Source organism: Lichenicola sp., assembly GCF_965198575.1.
Taxonomy (GTDB): Bacteria; Pseudomonadota; Alphaproteobacteria; order Acetobacterales; family Acetobacteraceae; genus Lichenicola.
In genome coordinates this window covers 3,250,637-3,267,282 of sequence record NZ_OZ240671.1, presented here as the reverse complement: position 1 = coordinate 3,267,282, position 16,646 = coordinate 3,250,637, and the positions used below count along the sequence as shown (strand labels likewise).

The window sequence follows — 16,646 nt, the reverse complement described above, 5'->3', positions numbered from 1 at the left end:
CGGCCAGGGTCCACTCCCCCCCGCCCATGGGCGCTGAATGAAAACACAGGTCCCAGCTCCATCTCGCTCTCGGATTTCGATCCTGCTCATCGCGACAGCGCTCGGAGCGTCATGCACTGCGCCTCGAGCTGTGGGAGCGCCGTTCAGCGTCGACATTACCGTCTCCGCTGCCGATCTGCTGGTTGACGGCAGGATCACGACAACGGCGTGGCCACGCAAGGTTCTCAGGGCACCCGATGAAGATGGTCAGTTCGAGGTGCTCGTGCGCAGGAGTGCTGTGCCCGATATCGACGCGAGAGCCTGCCGTTCGTCTTGGCTGCTGGTGCGGATGCCCGCGATCGCACCGCCGCTCGATTCAGGCTACCAGCCGAAGCCGCGTGGCCCAGCCAACCAGAGGAGGCTTGATAATGCCATCGCCGAGTATGCGAAGTTGAAGGCCGATACGGCTTCCGGCCAGCCGTCCACGCTCAGGGTGAACGGGGGTGGCGACGCATCCACGACCGTGCACGGTCTCAAGCTTCCGGGATGCAACTTGTTCTTCTCATCGCCATGAGCATGAGATGGCATCGCCTCGGGACCACATCACCGAGCGGTGCCATCTCAGGGATCGACGCCTGCCAACTTCCGTTCGAACGCGGTCCGGCATCTGCTGGATCGAAAAGGTCTGGGCCTGGACGCCGACGCTCCGGAAGTCGATCCTCTAGCACTAAACGCCACATCAGGAACGCTCGCCGAATGACGCAGACGCACGCAACCGCCGCCGAACGCCTCGCAGCCCTCCGGGAAATCCTCGCTCAAGACGGGCTGGACGGGTTCATCCTGCCGCGCGGCGACGAGCATCTGGGCGAGTATGTCGCCCCCTACGCCGAGCGGCTGGCCTGGCTGACCGGGTTCACCGGCAGCGCCGGCGTCGCCATCGTGCTGGCCGACACCGCGGCGGTGTTCTCCGACGGACGCTACGTGCTGCAACTGGCCTCCCAGGTGGACGGCGACAGCTACCAGCGCCTGCACATGATCCGCCAGCCGCCGGAGACCTGGCTCGCCGAGACGGTCGCCACCAGCACACCCGGCCGCGATGCCCGCATCGGCTATGACCCCTGGCTGCTCAGCACCGATGCTGTCGCGCGCTACAGCAAGCCCGGCATCGAGCTGGTCCCGATGACCGCCAACCCGGTCGACGCGGTCTGGACCGACCGGCCCGCACCCCCGATGGCGGAAGCCCTGCCGCACCCGATCGCGTTCGCCGGGCAGTCGGCGCAGGACAAGCGGCACGAGATCGCCGGTCTGCTGCAGGACGCCGGCGAGGACAGCGTGGTGCTGAGCGACCCGGCCTCGATCGCCTGGGCGTTCAACATCCGGGGCCGGGACGTCGATTTCACCCCGATGGCGCTCGGCTTCGCGCTGCTGAACGCCGACGAGACCGCCACCCTGTTCATGGCGCCGGAAAAGCTCCCCCCCGCCACGCGCGACTGGCTCGGCAACGGCGTCCAGCTGCGGCCCGTCTCGGAGATCGGCGCGGCCCTCGCCGAGCTGTCCGGCCGCCGCGTCCGCGTCGATCCCTCGGGCGCGGCGGCCTGGTTCGGCCAAACGCTGCGGGCGGCCGGCGCCACCGTGTCCGCGGCTCCTGATCCGTGCCTGCTGCCCAAGGCGCGCAAGAACGCCGTCGAGCAGCAGGGCTCGCGCGACGCCCACCACCGCGACGGGCTCGCCCTCTGCCGGTTCCTGCACTGGCTCTCGGAGAATGGCGTCGGCCAGAGCGAGACCGAGCTCGCCACCCGCCTCGACAGCTTCCGGCAGATGGACCCCACCTATCGCGGCGAGAGCTTCCCGGCGATCTCCGGCACCGGCCCGAACGGCGCCATCATCCACTACCGCGCCGACTCTGCCACCGCCCGCCGGCTGCAGCGCAACGAGGTCTATCTGATCGATAGCGGCGGCCAGTATCCGGACGGCACCACCGACGTCACCCGCACCGTCTGGAGCGGTCCCGCCCCAGCCCCGGCGCAGGTGCGCGACCACGTGACCCGCGTGGCGCAGGGCCACATCGCCCTGGCGCGGGCACGCTTTCCAGCGGGCGTGCATGGTGGCCGATTGGACGCGTTTGCCCGCGCGGCCCTCTGGCAGGCGGGGCTCGATTACGACCACGGCACCGGCCACGGCATCGGCAGCTACCTGTCGGTGCATGAGGGCCCGTGCGGGATCTCGGCCACCGCGCGGCCGATCCCGATCGAGGCCGGCATGATCCTGTCCGACGAGCCTGGCTACTATCTGCCCGGCGCCTATGGCATCCGGCTGGAAAACCTGCTTCTGGTGCGCCCGTCGGAGCTGGGCGGCGATACCCGCTTCCTGGAGTTCGACACCCTGACGCTGGCCCCGTTCGATCGCGCGGTGATCGAGCCTGCGTTGCTGGCACCGGCCGAGACCGACTGGATCGACCGCTACCATGCGCGGGTGCTGGCCGAGCTCGGGCCGGATCTGGACCAGCCGGCACGCGACTGGCTGACCCGGGCCTGCGCGCCGCTCTGAGCCGGGGGCGTTTCGAGAGGAGCCGTTGCGACATGAGCGACACCAAGATCCCGGCCACCCTGATCCCCGGTGACGGCGTCGGGCCGGAAATCGTCGAGTGCGTCATCGAGGTGCTCGATGCGTTGGGCACCCCGTTCGAGTGGGACCGGCAGCTCGCCGGGATGGCGGCGGTCAGTGACAGCGGCGACCCGCTGCCGCTGGCGACGATCGAAAGCATCCGGCGCACCGGCCTGGCGCTGAAGGGCCCGTTGACCACGCCGGTCGGCGGCGGCTTCAAGTCGATCAACGTGACGCTGCGGCAGGAATTCGAGCTGTTCGCCAATCTGCGGCCGGCCCGCACGCTGATCCCCGGCGGCCGCTTCGACGACATCGACATCGTGCTGGTGCGCGAGAACCTCGAGGGGTTCTACGCGGCGATGGAGCACTATTTGCCGATCGGCCACGACCCCAAGGCGATCGCCATGTCGACCGGCTTCAACACCCGCGCCGAGTGCCGGCGGATCGTCGAATACGCCTTCGAGTATGCGGTGAAGAACGGCCGCAAGAAGGTGACGGTCGTCCACAAGGCCAACATCCTCAAGGCGTTGACCGGACTGTTCCTCGAGGAGGGCCGCAAGGTCGCCAAGGAGTACGAGGGCCGCGTCGAGATGAACGACCGCATCGTCGATGCCTGCGCCATGCAGCTGGTGCTCGATCCCTGGCAGTACGACGTGATCGTCACCACCAACCTGTTCGGCGACATCCTGTCGGATCTGATCGCGGGCCTGGTCGGCGGTCTCGGAATGGCGCCGGGTGCGAATATCGGCACCGATGCGGCAATCTTCGAGGCGGTGCATGGCTCGGCGCCCGACATCGCCGGCAAGGGGCTGGTCAACCCGCTGGCGATGCTGCTCTCGACCGGGCTGATGCTGCAGCATGTCGGGCGCCAGGACCTGGCCACCCGGCTGACCACCGGCATCGATCGCCTGCTCGCAAGCGGGGTGCGCACGCGCGATCTCGGCGGCACTGCGGGCACACGCGACCTGACCGGCGCCCTGCTGCAACAGCTGCGGTGATGGCAGATACCCGGCCAACGGGCCCGTCGCCGGAAGCGTTGCGCGCCGAGATCATGCGTCAGGTGACGATCCGTGGAGACGACAAGTCGATCTGCCCGAGCGAGGTTGCCCGCGCCTACGGCGAGGACTGGCAGCGCCTCATGGGACAGGTCCGGGATGCCGCCCGGGCGCTGAGCCGAGAGGGGCGGATCGACATCCTGCGCAAGGGTCGGCCGATCGAGCCCGAGGCGGTCCGCGGCGTGATCCGGCTGCGGCTTCGCCCCGCGGCACCGGATCCGGAGACCCCGGACTGAGGCTCAGCGACCGCCGATGAAGCCGGTCATCGCCGCCGCCAGCAGCCCCGCACGCGGCGTCACCAGCATGTCGTTCTTGTGCTTCAGCTCCGCGGTCAGCAGGCACACCGACGTGCCGCTCAGCAGCAGCGCGCCGAGCTTCTGGGTCGACCGGGTCACCAGCAATGCTGCACCGAGCAGCTCGGTGGCGCCCATGATCTGCATGTCGTTGCGGGTCCAGCCCCAGCTCTTGAACAAAGCGGCCTCGGCCTCCATCGGCGCCAGCTTGGCGATGCCGGCCGAGGCGAAGGCGAGACCGACCAGGGTGTGCCACAGGGACGGTGCTGCACGCTTGCGAAGAAGGCTGGTCATGTGACGGTATCTCCGGATGGTCCGGTCGGGAACGCTCGATCTCGGGCCGGGTTCGCGGGGTGGTTGCCGGCGGTTTGGTTCCGACCGCAGAATGCGACCGGCGGCGCAACGGGGCCGCTCGTAGTCGTCCGGAGACATGATGCAGCAGGCGCTTAACCTGATCCTCGGCCTCGCCGTCGGGCTGTTCAACCTGATCGTCGCCGCGATCGCCGCGATCGAGGGCTTCTGCCGCCATGTGCTGACCGGGGTGGGCATCACCGGCGAGCTCCAGACGGTGCTGCTGGTCATCCTGGCAGTGCTGCTGATCGTCGCCGCCTTCCGGGTCTTCGGGCGGCTGTTCGCGGTGCTGATCGCCCTCGTCCTGCTGCTCATGCTGCTGCACGCGCTGGTCGCCGGCGGTCACCCGGCCGGCCTGCACGTCTGAGCCGCGTCATACCCGCCGGCGGTAGTCGTATTGGTGGCCGAGCCATTCCCGGCCGGTGCCGTCGGCCGGGGTGAAGTACTGCTGCTTCACGTCGCGATCGGCGCCCCGGACGGTGATGACCTGGCGCAACCGCAGCAGCTGTCCGGTGACGATCGGCCCCGGCCCGGGGCTGGCAAAGGGCTGGAAGCTGAACGCGATGCTGACGCCGTCGCCACGATTGTCGCTGGCGGCCAGCATCAGCCCGTCAGGGCCTCTTGCATCGAAGGACACGTACTGCCATTGCGCCGTGAGCCGGTCGTAGGTCAGCAGGTCGGTCCGCGCTACGAGCGCATGCGCCGTGTCCGTCGCCGGCCGGATGATCTCCTGCAGCAGCGCTCCCAGCATCCGCCGCTCCGCAACCAGCCCGGTCGTCGTCACCGGCGCCGCGTCTGGTCCATCCCAGGCGGTCTCCGTCACGTCCCACAGCCCGACACGCTTGCCGATCATGCGCGCCTCCGGGCCGAATTCGTTCAATTGCGCCGCGGTGAACGCCTCGGCTCGTGCCATGCCGCGCGGCGCCCGTCCGAGCGACATGGCGCCGAGCACTGCGGCTCCGAGAAACAGTCTACGATCAAGCATGGCGCGCCTCGCTGGGATCCGATTGGTCGCGCCTAGCTGGGCCGCTTGCGATCTGCGGATAAATGGCCGACCGGATCGGTCGCTCGAAACCGGGAGTGGTGAATGGACCGGCTGGGCAGCATGGCGGCCTTCGTCAGGGCGGTGGATCTGGGCTCGTTCGCAAAGGCGGCAAGCGCGCTGGATATGTCGCCGCAGATGGTCGCCAAGCATGTGGCGCATCTGGAGGCGCGGCTCGGCACGCGGCTGCTCGACCGCAGCACCCGCCGGCAGAGCCTGACCGAAATCGGCCGCAGCTACGCAGCGCAATGCCGGGTGGTGCTGGCCGAAGCCGAGCGGGCGGACCTCGTCGCCGACGCGGCGCGGGGCGTGCCGCGGGGGATGCTGCGGATCAACGCACCGGTCTCCTACGGCAGCTGCCGCCTGGTGCCGCTGGTCGCCGGCTATCTCAGGCGCCATCCGGGTGTGACGGTCGATCTGGTGCTCAGCGACCGCCTGGTGGATCCGATCGAGCACGGCTTCGAGGTGCTGTTCCGGATCGGCCCACTATCCCGGACGCGCCTTCGCGCACACCGCCTGCCATTGTTCCGGACGGTCGCCTGCGCGTCGCCCGGCTACCTGGCCGAGCGCGGAGCGCCCGCGACCCCGGCGGATCTGGCCGACCACGAATGCCTGGTCTATGGGCGACCCGACGAGCCGGCGCTCGACGAGTGGCGCTTCACGCGGGGCGGCCGACCACAGCGGGTGCGCATCCGCGGCCGGCTGCGGGTCAACACCGCGCAGGCGCTGCTGACCGCCGCACTGGACGGGTTCGGCATCGGCCTGATCGCAGAGGACCTGGTGGCGGACGCGCTGCAGTCCGGCCGGCTCGTGCGCGTGCTCGGCGACTACCAGACGCCGGGGCGGCCGGTGCATATGCTGACCCAGCCCGACTCCAGGCAGACGCCGAAGCTGCAGAGCTTCGTCGCACTCGTGCTCGACACGCTCGGTGGCTGAGCGTTCATGGCGCTGCGGCCGGGAACAGCCGGTCCAGCACATCCTGGAACAGGCCGTCCCGGATTGCCGTGGCGAGGGTCTCGAGATCGCCCGCCACGGAGCGGTCCTCGTCGATGCCAGCCACCAGCGCCCTGACCGCCGCATGATGCACCGCCGTGCCGATGCCCAGGCGGACATATTCGCCCGCCATGCGCAGGTCGATTGCCTGGGCGGCGGTGACCAATTCGCACGCCGCCAACAGCCCGAGCGCCTCGACGATCGACGCCGTCTTGCAAACCACCGCCATCGCCATCCCGGCGTAATCCTCGATCCCGTCTGCCACGGCCAGGACGCAGGCGGGCACCGGCTGGGCATCGCGGGCGATTGCGGCGACCAGGGCCGCCACCGTCTTCTGCAATGGCGCCAGGCCGCTGCGACCGCCGTGGCGCGGGGTCAGGAAGCGCGGCAGCCCGGTCGTCTCGGCCGACATCAGCTGCATGATGCGCGCGCCGGTCAGGACGGCCACCCGGGACAGCGCCAGGCCGAGCGCCTCGAAGGCCAGCGCCAGGTGCGTGGTGTCGAAGCTCGCCGTGCCGACGATCTCGCCGGACGTGGCCAGCACCGCAGGATTGTCGTCGGACCAGGCCAGTTCGGTGGCCACTGCGCGATCCGCAGCCTGAATTGCCGCCAGGGCGCTGCCGAGCACCGCGGGCGCGCACCGGAAGCTCAGCGGATCGTGCAGCCGGCGGGCGCCTCCCGACTGGTCGAACGAGCCGCCCTGCAGCAGCCGCAGCATCTCGGCCGCGATCGCCACCTGGCCGGGCACCGGATGCAGCGCTGCGACCTCTGGCCGCAGCGGCGACAGATTGGCCCGCTGCGCCTCGAAACTGAGAGCCGCCGCCGCCGCCAGAGCCGAAAACACGCGCTCGATGTCCGCGATCAGAAGCGCCCCGAGGCCGCTGCATGCGGCGCTGGATGAAACCATCGCCAGTCCATCCCTGCCCTGCAGCCGCGGAACGCTCAGACCGGCCTGCGCGAGCGCCTCGCCACCGGGCAGGAGCTGACCCGCCAGCCTCGCGGTCCCCTCACCGAGCAGCACCGACCCGATATGCGCCAGCGGGGCCAGATCACCCTCTCCCAGCGAGCCCAGCAGCGGCACCACCGGGCGGATGCCGGCATTCAGCACTGCCTGGTAGCCCCGCACCGTCGATGGCGACGCACCGGACGTGCCGACCGCGAAGCCGGCCAGCCGTGCGATCATCATCGCCCGCACCTGCACGTCGCCGGCGACCGGTCCAACTCCGACCGCCCGGGTCAGCACGATACGCCGCTGCACGTCGGCGTCGTCGGGCCCGAGCGATGTGTCGGCGACGGCCCCGAGCCCGGTGGTGACGCCATAGATCGGTGCCCCGGTCGCGACCGCCCGGAGCAGCGCCGTGTGGGCTGCCGCGATCCGGGCCAGCGCATCCGGGTGCAGCCGGATCGCATGGTCGCCACGCGCAGCCGCCACCACCTGATGCGGTGTCACCGGCCGCTCCCCACCAAGTTCCAGGATCGGTGCTGCGGGCGGCAGCATCAGGCGAACCGCAGCTTCTGGCCGATGCCGAGGCGCCTCGCCTTTTCCAGCATCGCGTGACCCAGCGCGATGTCGGACAACGACAAGCCGCGATGCCACAGCAGGATGGTCTCCTGGTCCGTTTCGCGGCCCGGACGCAGTCCCGCAACGATCTGGCCGAGCTCGGCATGCAGCGTCGCTTCCGACAACAGCCCGGCCTCGACATGCGCGCGCAGGCTGCCGAACTTGCCAGTGCGGCACTGGCCCCAGTCATCGACCACCATCTTGTCCATGATCCCGGTCAGCGACAGCTCGACGGCACTCATCGTGCCGTACGGGATCACCAGCGCGCCCGGCTTGATCCAGTCGGTGTGCAGCAAAGGCTCCGGCGCATCGAGCCGCGATGCCTCGACCACGATGTCGGCACCCTCGACGCAGCTTTGCCAATCCGCAGTCGCCGTCACCGGTTTTCCGAGGTCCGCCGCCAGTTTCGCCGCGAACGCATCGCGACTTTCCGGCCTGCGCGAATGAATGCGGATCTCGTCGAACTCGAACAGCCGGTCGAGCAGCCGCACGTTCCAGTACGCGGTGCCGCGTGCGCCGACATGGCCGAGGACCTTGGAGTCGGCACGCGCCAGGTATTTCGCGCCGATCGCCGTCACCGCGCCGGTGCGCATGTCGGTGATGCCGCTCGCATCCAGGATTGCCCGGGGGATACCCGTATGGGGATCGAGCAGGAGCAGTGTCGCCAACTCGGACGGCAGCCCCTTGGTGTAGTTGTCGACGAAATCGCCGACCACCTTGACGCCGGCGAGATCGATCGGGGCCTTCAACGCGCCGCGCAGCACGTTGAAATGGCCGCGCGCGACGCCCGGCTCGAGATGCACCCGCGGCTCTATGACAGCCTCGCCGCGCCCCTGCGTCGCCAGCGAGGTCTCGATCGCCTGCAGGATCTCGTCGTCGGTGATCGCCAGCGCCTCGACGTCGAAGCGATTGAGGAAATCGATATAGATCGGCTGCATCGGCAGGCGCTCCCGTGATCGGCCGGCACCCTGCTGGCGGCGGCAAGGTGGTGCTGCTACGCCGGCCCGCATGACACCCAGGCAGCTCCGGCGCACCCGTTTCGTGGCACTCGGTCTGCTGATGCTGGCCGGCTGCGTCAACTATCTCGACCGCTCGGCGGTGGCGATCGCCAATGCGCCGATCCGCGAGAGCCTCGGCCTGTCACGCGGCGAGATGGGGGTGCTGCTGTCGGCGTTCTCCTGGAGCTACGGGCTGTCGCAGATCCCGGTCGGCATCCTGATCGACCGGTACGGCCCGCGGCGGCTGCTCACCGCAGGGCTTTGCGTGTGGTCGGCGGCCCAGGCGGCGGCCGGGCTGGTTGGCGGCCTCGGCGCGTTCATCGGCGCCCGGCTGGCGCTCGGCATCGGCGAGTCCCCGCTCTATCTCGCCGGCACCAAGGTCTGCACCGCCTGGTGGGACCCGTCGCGGCGGGCCCTGCCGATCGGCATCTTCAACGCCTCCTCGGCACTCGGCCCGGCGATCGCGCCACCGATCCTGACCGCGCTGATCCTGGCGTTCGGCTGGCGCATCGCCTTCATCGCGATCGGGGTCGCCGGGCTGCTGGTGGCGGTCGCCTGGCACGGCCTGTACCGGGATCCGCAGCGGGGCGAACGGCCGGATGCACATGTCGAGGCCGCTCTGGACCCCGCACCCGGCTGGCGCGCATTGCTGCGCACGCGCACCAGTTGGGGCATGGCGATCGGCTTCTTCGGCGTCATCTACACCACCTGGCTCTACGGCGCCTGGCTGCCCGACTACCTGCACAGCGTGCTGCACCTCTCGCTGCGACAGGTCGGAGTATGGGCCGCGGTGCCGCAAGTCTGCGGGTTCGGCGGTGCGCTGCTCGGCGGTGCGGTGTCGCATCTGCTCGGCCGGCGGGGCGTGTCACCGATCGCCGCCTGCACCCGCCCGCTAATCGCCGCCCTGCTGCTGGCCGCGTTGGCGACGGCGGCGCTGGCATTCTGCACCAGCGCGGCCCTCGCCGTCGTGCTGGCGAGCCTGGCGCTGTTCTGCGCGAATCTGGCCTCCTCGTGCGGCTGGGCACTGGCCGCGGTCGCCACCACAAGCGGATCCGTGGCAACCCTCGAGGCGATCCAGAATGTCGGCGGCTCGCTGGGAGGCGCACTGGCCCCGATGCTCACGGGGTTCCTGGTCCAGGCCACCGGATCGTTCACCCCCGCCCTGCTGACCGGTGCTGCGATCAGCGCAGGCGCGGCACTGGTTTATGCCGCCGCGGTGCGCCCGGTCGCGGCCCGGAGCGACCCTTGAGGTATCCACGGTGCAGGCTCGTGTGATGCATTATTACCACACGGTGCTCGTATAACGAGTCCATATGACGCAGCGTCTGTATCGCGGGTGTAACGCGGCGGCTAGCGTCGATGTGCGGCCGATTGCCGCGACACCATCGAGAGACGTCATGTTCCCCGCTGCACGCCAAAGCTTCCGCCCTGTCCTGCTCGCCGGCACAGCCTTGCTGGCCGTGTGCGCAGGGATTCCCGCCCGCGCGCAAACGGCGGGTATCCCGGCGGCCACCGGTGCCACGCGCACGACGGCACCCGCGCACGCGACGCCCGCCAGCACCCGGGCCGCCCTGGCCCCGAGCACCGGGGGCGCCGAAACGGTCAGCGTGTATGGCCAGGGCTCGACCCGGCAGCTGACCTCGGTCTCGGCCAAGACCATCCAGGCGGCGGCGCCCGGTACCAACCCGATCAAGGTGCTGTCGCAGCTGCCGGGCGTGGATTTCCAGTCGGCCGATCCGTTCGGCGCCTATGAATGGTCGGCGCGGGTGTATGTGCGCGGGTTCGCACAGTCGCAGCTCGGCTTCACGCTCGACGACATCCCGCTCGGCGACCAGTCGTTCAACAACTATAACGGCCTCAGCATCACGCGCGCGATCATCAGCGACAATGTCGAGCGCGCCAACGTGTCGCAGGGCGCCGGCAGCGTCTCGATCGCCTCGAGCAGCAATCTCGGCGGCGCCCTGCAATTCTATTCCGCAGATCCGTCCGACAAGTACGGCGGCGCGCTCGAGCAGACGTTCGGCAGCAACGACACGTATCGCACCTATGTCAGGCTCGATAGCGGCGTGCTGAACCAGACCGGCACCAAGTTCACCGTGTCCTACGCCCATACCGATCTCGATAAATGGAAAGGCTCCGGCTACAACGAGAGCGACCAGGTCAACGCCAAGCTGGTGCAGCCGATCGGTGGCGTCTCCAGCCTGAAGCTGTTCTTCGACTGGAGCGCCATCAAGCAGTTCGACTACCAGGACGAGGACCTGAACTATCTGCAGACCCTCGGCGGCCGGGTCGACAACTATTATCCGAACTATGCGGCAGCGTACAAGGCCGCCGAAGGCATCTACAGCCACAACGAGACCCTGACCAACGACCCGTTGGACGTCTCGTATTATGCCGGAACCGCGACGCGGCAGGACTTCCTGTCCGGCCTCACCTTCGACAGCCTGCTGACCGATACGCTGGACTGGAAATCCACTATCTACGGCCATGGCGACAATGGCTATTCGACCTGGACCACGCCCTATACCCCGTCGCCGAACGGTGCGCCGCTCTCGATCCGCACGATGCAGCCGGCGATCACCCGCTACGGGTTGCTGTCCGCGCTGAGCTGGGATGTCGGGCATCACACGATCGAGAGCGGTATCTGGTACGAGTACGACCAGTTCAGCGAGGCGCGCTATTTCTCCGAGGCACCGCTGCTCGGGCAAGGCACGCTCGGCGATCCCAACGACCACACGCCGGCCAATCCATTCGCCGTGCCATGGGCGGAGATCTGGAACACCAACACCTTCCAGTATCATCTGCAGGATACCTGGCGTGTGCTGCCGCACGTCACGTTGAATGCCGGCTTCCGTTCGCTGGTGATCCACACCGGCAACGAAGCCACGACGCAGGATCCGGCCTATAACGGCGGCAGCCAGATCGGCACCGGCGCGCTGACCGCGGCGAACGGGTTCCTGCCGCAATTCAGCGGCAACTGGCGATTCGCCAAGCACCAGGAGGTGTTCGCCGACATCTCGCACAACATGCGCGGCTACCCCGAGGACGGCTACAGCACCAACAGCTCCAACACGCCGTGGAGCGCCAACGAGGCCGCCTTCAAGCAGATCCAGAACACGCTGAAGCCGGAAACCGATTGGGTTTACGAGGGCGGCTACCGTCTCACCACGAAGCCCTTCATCGGATTGCTGTCGTTGTATCACGTGGACTTCTCGAACCGGCTGCAGACGATCTCGTTCGGCCCGATCATCAACCCCACCACGGCGGTGCAGAATGTCGGCGGCGTGACGACCAACGGCGTCGAGGCCAGCGGCACCTTCTACCCGCTGCCGCATCTGTCGCTCTACAACTCGATCAGCTACAACCGCTCGACCTTCAACGACGACCTGGTCACCGCGACCGGTGTCGACGATCTACGCGGCAAGTCGATCCCGAACTATCCGACGCTGATGTACAAGGGCAGCATCGCCTACCAGTTCGGCCGCCTCACCACCCATATCGACGGCAACTACTACTCGCATCGCTATCTGAGCTACCTCAACGACACCTCCGTGCCGGGCTATTTCATCGCCAGCCTGGGTGCGCGCTACGTGCTGGCCGACCATGGCACGCTCAGCCGCGTCAACGTGCAGTTCAACGCCTACAACCTGTTCAACAAGCAATATGTCGCGACCACGGGCGAAAACGGCAACCCGATCTCCGGCGACTACCAGTCCTTCCTGATGGGCGCACCACGACAATTCTTCGGGTCGGTGGGCGTCAGCTTCTAGAGGTCTCCGGGATACACTCATCGCCGGGACGGACAGGAATCGCCGGCGGACTTGCTCCGCCTCATCCGACGTAGGGAGGTCGCGAAGCGGACCGGGAAACCCTGGCGGCGGGCATTCCCGCCGCCGATGTCGTGGTGAGCCACGCGACCGTGAGGGGTTTCGAGGACGGGCCGGTTGCGCACGATCCGGAACATGCCTCCCTCACCGCATGGCGCGAGGTTCATGCAGTCACTCTCGATCAGCAATATATCTTCCAGGTCCAAGCTCGTCGGGATCCCGATGGCGGCAGCCTACGCATCCTCGAAGGCAGCCATCCGAAACCACTCGAAGACCGTGGCTCGGTATTGCGCGCAGAACGGATGGAACATCCGGTGCGATTCGAACCATCCCGCAGCGATCCTCACCCCCGTGTGGGAACCGATGCTGGGACAGGGTCCCGATCGGGAGGCCCGAATGGCAACGGTTGTCGCCGCTGTCGCCGTCGGACGAGGCGCCCTACGTCACAGGGTCCGAGTTCAATATCGACGGCGGCCTGTCGGCGGGTTCGGCTGCATCTCCGGGATGATGACCAGCCGTCGGCACGCATACCGGCCGAGCCGGAACCGGTGGCGACGCCTCAAGCGAGAACCGGATAGCCCGCGATTTCCGCATCGTGTTCCAGTTGCCGGATCACCTCGTATGCGTCTCCCGGCAGCACGACGAAGCGGTCGATCAGCAGTGCCCGGCGTACCGCCGCCAGCGCGGGGTCGGCAGCCACGACCGCAAGCGCCTCGCGCAACTTCTCGACCAGGCTCGCGTCGCCGGCGGTGATCAACGGCAGCCCGGGTGCCGCCGGGGTCCAGCCCAGCACCCGCATCGGAGCCGTCAGCGCCGGACGGTTCGCCTGCAGCAGCGCGAGCGTCACGCAGTCGATCGCCGCCAGGTCGGCAGTACCGCCCCCGACTGCTGCAAGGCTCGCCGCATGGCCGCCGGTGACCACGACGTCGCGGAAGAACGGCCTCCCACCGGCGAGCGGCGCGATCGTCGCCCGGAGCAGGTTCATTCCGGAATTGCTATCCGGGTTGTTCAGCGCGCACACGCCGCCGCGCAGCGCCTCCAGGTCAGCGGCCGGATTGTCCCGGTGCACGACCAGCGCACTGCGATACCAGGCGCCCTCGCAGCCGGGCGCCGTGTAGGCCGGCGTCGCCACCACCCGCACATGCTCCGGCAGCGACAGCAACGGATAGCCGCAGGTCTGCGACAGCAACAGGTCGGGCTGCCGCCAATGCGCGGCCAGCGCGTCCGGAGACGATAATTCATCGGGCGCTGCGACACCGGCCGCACGCAGCGCGACAGCCAGCGCCTGCCACAGCGCGGCGGTCTGGGGGCGAAGCTCCGGCAGGTCATACATCGGCAGGCTGCTTAAAATGCCATCCATGGATGTGATACTCCTATACTACCGGCTTCTATCGTCTTAATGTCTTACAACCGTTGTCCGCGGTGATGCGTCCAGGGAGGCTCATGAAAACCATTGCTGTGCCGTCGCCGGCCTCGTCCCGACGCCGCCTGGAGTGGCCGTCCATCGTGCTGGCCGCGGTGATCCATGCCGGCTGGCTGACCGCCACCTTCTACGCCAACATGATGGCCTGGTGGGTCGCGCTTCCGATCGGCGCGTGGCTGATTGCCTGGCACATGTCGCTGCAGCACGAGGTGATCCACGGCCATCCGACCCGACTGCCATGGCTGAACGATCTGCTCGGCAGCCTGCCGATCAGCCTGTGGCTCCCCTACCACCGCTACAAGGCCAGTCATCTCGGGCATCATCGTGGCGAGACCCTGACCGATCCGATCGACGACCCGGAAAGCCATTACATCACTGCCGATCGCTACGCCCGCAGCCTCCTGCCCGAACGCCTGCTGCTGCGTGCCAACAACACCCTCCTCGGCCGGCTGACGGTGGGCCCGCTGCTCGGCCAGGCGGTCTTCCTGACCAGGGAAGCCAGGTTGATCCTGGCCGGCGACGGCGACGCCATCCGCGGCTGGCTGGTGCATCTTCCCGGCCTGGCGCTGGTCGTCGCCTGGCTGACGCTCGTGTGCCACCTGTCGCTGCTCAGCTACGTCGTGCTGTTCGTGTATCCGGGCTATTCGCTGGCGTTGGTGCGGTCGTTCGCCGAGCACCGTTCGGCCGACGCGGCGGATCATCGCACCGCCATCGTCGAGCGCACACCGATCCTCGGGCTACTGTTCCTGAACAACAACCTCCACGTGGTGCATCACCTGCAGCCCGGCCTGCCCTGGTACCGGATCCCCGCCGCCTACCGCGCCGATCGTGCCGCGCTGCTGCAGCACAATGGCGGCCTCGTGTATCGCGGTTACCTGGATGTCGCCCGCCGCTACCTGCTGCGCCAGCACCACGACCTGGTGCATCGCAGGGAGCTGCGAGCGCCGGCCGCTATTCCAGGTTGGTGTGCCGCTGCCGCATCGCGTCGGGGTCGACCCCGATCAGATCGAGCAGTTTCATCACCATCACCTCGAACAGGATGAACAGGCACCCCTCGTATAGCGAGCCCATCGGCAGGCCGGACAGGACCTCGCCATCCCCGTGCGCCGCCATGGTCTGCGCCGGCAGCACCAGCACCCTGTCGGCTGACCTGGCGCCGCGACCGGATGGCTGCGCGGTAATGACCAGGATCGTCGCCCCGGCACGCTTCGCCACATCGAGCAGCGCCAGGCCGGTCGAGAGCTCACCCGGTCCCATGGTGGCGACGAACAGGTCGCCGCGGCCGATCGCCGGGGTCGTCATGTCACCCACCACCGATGCCGCAAGCCCCATGTGGAACAGCCGCATCGCCAGGCCGCGGATCTGCAGACCCTCGCGCCCGGCGCCGAACACCACGATCTTGGTCGCATCGGCAAGCATCTGCACGGCTGCATCGACCGCGTGATCGTCGATCTTCTCGAACACGCGCCCCAGCTCGTCGATGGCGTCCTGGTAGGATTGGGTCATGGTCTCTCTCCAGGTTAGAGTGGCCGTGGGCCGCCGCGGTCGACAGATCGCGCGGCACCCAAGCCGACGCCTGATCTCCATGCAGGTTGCCATACGTACGAGCGTGAAACGAACATAAGTGATGATGGACCCGATCACGTCGAGCTTGCCGGACGACCTGCTGCGACGCGCGGGGGGGCTTTTCGCGGACGGCTCGCGCCGGCTTCTCGGCATTACTGGAGAGCCTGGCAGCGGAAAATCGACGCTGGCTGCGCGTCTCTCGGCCGCACTCGGACCCGAACGCGCCGTGGTGGTGCCGATGGACGGCTATCACCTGGCACAGGGCGAGCTGGACCGACTCGGCCGGGCCGATCGCAAGGGCGCTCCGGATACCTTCGACGCCGCCGGGTTCGTGTCGCTGCTGCGCCGGCTGCGTCATCCGGCCGACGGGGAGACGGTGTACGCGCCCTGCTTCCGGCGCGAGATCGAGGAGCCGGTCGCGGGCTGCATCGCGGTGTCGTCGGCGACGCCGCTGGTGATCGTCGAGGGCAACTATTTGCTGCTGGACGGCCCGTGGAGCGCGGTGCGGCAGCTGCTCGACGAGAGCTGGTTCGTGGCGACGCCGGAGCCGGATCGCCAGGCCTGGCTGCTGGCCCGGCACATGGCGTTCGGACGCAGCCGCACCGAAGCCGTTGCCTGGATCGCGCACACCGACGAGCCGAACGCGGTGCTCATCCGGGCAAGCCGGGTGCATGCAGATCTCCTGGTAACCGGCACCGGCTGATCATCAGCAGGCGTGGCCGCCATCGGCCAGGACGATGCTGCCGGTCACCGGGCTGGCGGCGTTGGATGCCGGCGTGGCGGCGATCGATAACGCGCCGACGCGCTGTTGCTCGACACTCGAGGCGCGCAGCAACCGGGGCCCCTCCCGCGCGGGCTTCGGCGATATGGTGGAAAGCCTCGGCGATACGACCTGATGCATCCCATGCTGCGGACCCGGTTGCCGACCGTGGCCGAGCCCGTTGCATCAGGTCG

Annotated in this window: 17 protein-coding genes and 1 pseudogene; 12 read left to right on the top strand and 6 right to left on the bottom strand. The window is 68.4% G+C overall.

Going from position 1 to position 16,646, the window contains the following annotated elements; genetic code table 11:
• Positions 1-130 precede the first annotated feature (130 nt).
• From ACOEQ2_RS14840 to ACOEQ2_RS14825, 4 genes are all read left to right on the top strand, one after another.
• Positions 131-553 carry a hypothetical protein gene (locus ACOEQ2_RS14840; RefSeq protein ID WP_419728729.1) on the top strand — a complete coding sequence of 141 codons (423 nt, stop codon included), beginning with the start codon at positions 131-133 and terminating at the stop codon, positions 551-553.
• A 182-nt stretch (positions 554-735) separates the two neighbouring features.
• The gene (locus ACOEQ2_RS14835) at positions 736-2,526 is read left to right on the top strand and encodes an aminopeptidase P family protein (protein WP_419728728.1); all 1,791 of its coding nucleotides are present in this window, start codon (positions 736-738) and stop codon (positions 2,524-2,526) included.
• Positions 2,527-2,558: 32 nt separating this feature from the next.
• Positions 2,559-3,581, top strand: a complete 1,023-nt coding sequence (locus ACOEQ2_RS14830; RefSeq protein ID WP_419728727.1) for an isocitrate/isopropylmalate dehydrogenase family protein — start codon at positions 2,559-2,561, stop codon at positions 3,579-3,581.
• The gene (locus ACOEQ2_RS14825; RefSeq protein WP_419728726.1) at positions 3,581-3,874 is read left to right on the top strand and encodes a DUF3253 domain-containing protein; all 294 of its coding nucleotides are present in this window, start codon (positions 3,581-3,583) and stop codon (positions 3,872-3,874) included. The genes ACOEQ2_RS14830 and ACOEQ2_RS14825 overlap by 1 nt, the downstream gene beginning before the upstream one ends.
• Positions 3,875-3,877: 3 nt before the next feature.
• On the opposite strand, the gene ACOEQ2_RS14820 is transcribed toward ACOEQ2_RS14825, so the two are convergent.
• Positions 3,878-4,225 carry a DoxX family protein gene (locus ACOEQ2_RS14820; protein ID WP_419728725.1) on the bottom strand — a complete coding sequence of 116 codons (348 nt, stop codon included), beginning with the start codon at positions 4,223-4,225 and terminating at the stop codon, positions 3,878-3,880.
• Between the two features lie 139 nt (positions 4,226-4,364).
• On the opposite strand from ACOEQ2_RS14820, the gene ACOEQ2_RS14815 reads away from it, so the two are divergent.
• Positions 4,365-4,649 (top strand): hypothetical protein, encoded by a 285-nt coding sequence (locus ACOEQ2_RS14815; protein ID WP_419728724.1) that lies wholly within the window; start codon positions 4,365-4,367, stop codon positions 4,647-4,649.
• A 6-nt stretch (positions 4,650-4,655) separates the two neighbouring features.
• Here ACOEQ2_RS14815 and ACOEQ2_RS14810 read toward each other — a convergent pair whose 3' ends face one another.
• On the bottom strand, positions 4,656-5,267 hold the full coding sequence (locus tag ACOEQ2_RS14810; RefSeq protein WP_419728723.1) for a hypothetical protein: 612 nt from the start codon (positions 5,265-5,267) through the stop codon (positions 4,656-4,658).
• A 102-nt stretch (positions 5,268-5,369) separates the two neighbouring features.
• On the opposite strand from ACOEQ2_RS14810, the gene ACOEQ2_RS14805 reads away from it, so the two are divergent.
• On the top strand, positions 5,370-6,260 hold the full coding sequence (locus ACOEQ2_RS14805) for a LysR substrate-binding domain-containing protein (RefSeq protein ID WP_419728722.1): 891 nt from the start codon (positions 5,370-5,372) through the stop codon (positions 6,258-6,260).
• Between the two features lie 4 nt (positions 6,261-6,264).
• On the opposite strand, the gene ACOEQ2_RS14800 is transcribed toward ACOEQ2_RS14805, so the two are convergent.
• The gene (locus tag ACOEQ2_RS14800; protein WP_419728721.1) at positions 6,265-7,815 is read right to left on the bottom strand and encodes an HAL/PAL/TAL family ammonia-lyase; all 1,551 of its coding nucleotides are present in this window, start codon (positions 7,813-7,815) and stop codon (positions 6,265-6,267) included.
• Positions 7,815-8,816, bottom strand: a complete 1,002-nt coding sequence (locus ACOEQ2_RS14795) for an ornithine cyclodeaminase family protein (RefSeq protein WP_419728720.1) — start codon at positions 8,814-8,816, stop codon at positions 7,815-7,817. Before ACOEQ2_RS14795 ends, ACOEQ2_RS14800 begins: the two co-directional genes overlap by 1 nt.
• Before the next feature lie 70 nt (positions 8,817-8,886).
• Between ACOEQ2_RS14795 and ACOEQ2_RS14790 the strand changes: the two genes are divergently transcribed.
• The 3 genes and pseudogenes from ACOEQ2_RS14790 to ACOEQ2_RS14780 form a co-directional block, all read left to right on the top strand.
• Positions 8,887-10,125, top strand: coding sequence for an MFS transporter (locus ACOEQ2_RS14790; RefSeq protein ID WP_419728719.1), 1,239 nt, complete (start codon positions 8,887-8,889; stop codon positions 10,123-10,125).
• A 148-nt stretch (positions 10,126-10,273) separates the two neighbouring features.
• Positions 10,274-12,646: a TonB-dependent receptor gene (locus tag ACOEQ2_RS14785; protein WP_419728718.1), complete on the top strand. Its 2,373-nt coding sequence runs from the start codon at positions 10,274-10,276 to the stop codon at positions 12,644-12,646.
• 192 nt (positions 12,647-12,838) lie between these two features.
• Positions 12,839-13,003, top strand: a pseudogene (locus ACOEQ2_RS14780) (hypothetical protein); the annotation flags it as partial.
• Between the two features lie 259 nt (positions 13,004-13,262).
• Here ACOEQ2_RS14780 and ACOEQ2_RS14775 read toward each other — a convergent pair.
• Positions 13,263-14,063, bottom strand: coding sequence for a phosphate/phosphite/phosphonate ABC transporter substrate-binding protein (locus ACOEQ2_RS14775; protein WP_419728717.1), 801 nt, complete (start codon positions 14,061-14,063; stop codon positions 13,263-13,265).
• Between the two features lie 83 nt (positions 14,064-14,146).
• Here ACOEQ2_RS14775 and ACOEQ2_RS14770 point away from each other — a divergent pair, with 83 nt between their 5' ends.
• Entirely contained in the window at positions 14,147-15,169 is a 1,023-nt protein-coding gene (locus ACOEQ2_RS14770; RefSeq protein WP_419728716.1) for a fatty acid desaturase, read from the top strand.
• On the opposite strand, the gene ACOEQ2_RS14765 is transcribed toward ACOEQ2_RS14770, so the two are convergent.
• A complete protein-coding gene (locus tag ACOEQ2_RS14765) occupies positions 15,078-15,632 on the bottom strand; it encodes an SIS domain-containing protein (protein ID WP_419728715.1) in 555 nt (184 codons plus the stop codon). The two genes, ACOEQ2_RS14770 and ACOEQ2_RS14765, sit on opposite strands and share 92 nt — an antisense overlap.
• A 121-nt stretch (positions 15,633-15,753) precedes the next feature.
• On the opposite strand from ACOEQ2_RS14765, the gene ACOEQ2_RS14760 reads away from it, so the two are divergent.
• Entirely contained in the window at positions 15,754-16,395 is a 642-nt protein-coding gene (locus tag ACOEQ2_RS14760; RefSeq protein ID WP_419728714.1) for a nucleoside/nucleotide kinase family protein, read from the top strand.
• A gap of 34 nt (positions 16,396-16,429) precedes the next feature.
• Positions 16,430-16,588, top strand: a complete 159-nt coding sequence (locus tag ACOEQ2_RS14755; RefSeq protein WP_419728713.1) for a hypothetical protein — start codon at positions 16,430-16,432, stop codon at positions 16,586-16,588.
• The last annotated feature ends 58 nt before the right edge of the window (positions 16,589-16,646 follow it).